At 40.2% G+C, this 1,776-nt stretch carries 3 protein-coding genes; all 3 read right to left on the reverse strand.

Features of this window, described 5'->3' with window-relative positions:
* On the reverse strand, window positions 1-441 hold a 441-nt coding region (locus tag ACIFO6_RS24250), incomplete at its 3' end, for a hypothetical protein (RefSeq protein ID WP_430044627.1).
* A gap of 196 nt (window positions 442-637) precedes the next feature.
* On the reverse strand, window positions 638-958 hold the full coding sequence (locus ACIFO6_RS24255; protein ID WP_430044629.1) for a hypothetical protein: 321 nt from the start codon (window positions 956-958) through the stop codon (window positions 638-640).
* A gap of 19 nt (window positions 959-977) precedes the next feature.
* Window positions 978-1,776: polymorphic toxin-type HINT domain-containing protein (locus ACIFO6_RS24260; RefSeq protein ID WP_430044631.1), on the reverse strand; the 799-nt coding region annotated here is incomplete at its 5' end.

The following is a 1,776-nucleotide window of genomic DNA, read 5'->3' on the forward strand; positions in this document are numbered from 1 at the left end:
AGGGAGACCATATTCATTGTACTCATAGGAGGTCGTGACAGGCTCGGATGAAGAACCCCCCTCCGTATAGGACTCTCGCATTTGCGCAGGCAAATTCCAGTCCATGGCGTCCTTATACGTGTAGTCTACATGATACCCGGTGGAATCTCCCTCTTGATCATAGCGGTTAAGAACCGATTTGTCGGGCGCATGCTCTCCTCTAAAGGTTTTACCGAAATGGAAGGTTTCCGTTGTACGTGTTCCTGTAGCAGTCACCGTCCATTCGGCGTTTTTGCCATAGCTGGCTAGATCCTCTCCCGAATAGGTGAAATCCGTTTGATTTAAAAAACGGTTACCTGCCGTTGTACTGTACACATCTGCGCGTGAAATCACTTTAAACACGCCTTGTGTACCGTATACGCCTATTTGCTTGGTATAGGCTTCATAGCGAATGTCCGTCATGGACGAAGTAGGTCGTACAATTCGCGTCAGCAGCGCGGTTACATTAGCTACACTCTTTTGCCTGAGTTTAGTGTTGACAGTCCTTTTACTAGCCCTTATGTTTTCTGTCCAGCCAAGTGTAGCCGATCCAGATTCATTTGATAATAGGTACTGGTAAAAGGAAGACCTTGAGGATAACTCCTCAAGGTCAGAAAAATCAATCTAGTGTAAAATAATCATCATATACTACACCATCAAGAGAGAAAAACAATCTGAACAGCCCGATCGTTCTGGAATTATAAATAATTGGAATGTACGTTACAACATGAATTGATTCATATTCTGGATAATCACTAATCATCAGCGCTACTTGTTGTACTTTAATATCCAAAAACTGTTCACTAAAAGAATTAAAATAGATTTTAAACTCATCTGGAGATTCTTCCATATAATTATTAAACGCAATCCAGAATCCCTCTATTGAACGATGTTCGATATTGTTATTAATAATCCATTCTCTTAATTCCCCAACATTCATAATTATCAACACACCTTTTCTAATGCTTTCCTTTGTCAAATTTATTAAATATAATTCGATTTAATTTCGCGTCATAGTTACCATAAACCCTCCAATCTCCATACTTACCTTTTATTTTAATTTCATATTTAAAGAAAGAACCCCCTACCTTAACCCCATCTCCTGAAAGGAGTTTGATTCCATTTGCCCCTTGTCCACTAACTAATCCCTTATTCATAGCATCAGTAAACTTGTCTACTGCATCTTTACCAAACTTATTACGAATTTCATTGTACGTGTCATGTTTTATCCATCCAGTACCACAACTGTTATGCGTCCAAATTCCAAGATTCGATACAAAGTACGTATGGAAGTCCTTTACCATAAAATTATATACAGTAGCATGTTCCTTCTTAACCTCAATTTTCTCAATGGCTAATTCCTTGCCAGCCGAGGTTGTAAGAATATCGCCCACCAATAGGTCTTTGGATTTGACCCAACCTTTGCCGACAATCCAAAACGGATGCTCATCAGTAGTCGTTATGATCTCGCCGCCGACAGTGATATTATATGTTTCCTTAACATCACGCTGAAAGAGCCATTCAACTTCCTTGTAAGCCATTTCTCCTGTCTCATCGTCTTTGGCTAGGACTCTATCCCCGACCTCAATCTCCTCAATCGCTTTCTCCCCTTCATCTGTTTGAACCTTCGTACCCGCCGTAAAGCAATTACATTTGCTTATTATATCTTTTGCTGTTTTGCCCGTACTCGCACTTTTACCTTTAGTCACTTTAGCTATTGCAGGTCCTTCTACAAGGGAACCACTTACAAAACTTGCA

The sequence above is a fragment of the Paenibacillus sp. NRS-1781 genome (assembly GCF_050467745.1).
Classification (GTDB): domain Bacteria; phylum Bacillota; class Bacilli; order Paenibacillales; family Paenibacillaceae; genus Paenibacillus; species Paenibacillus terrae_A.

Excerpts from the sequence above, each read along its gene's own strand:
- ACIFO6_RS24255 (WP_430044629.1), bottom strand. The coding sequence starts at position 958 with ATGAATGTTGGGGAATTAAGAGAATGGATTATTAATAACAATATCGAA.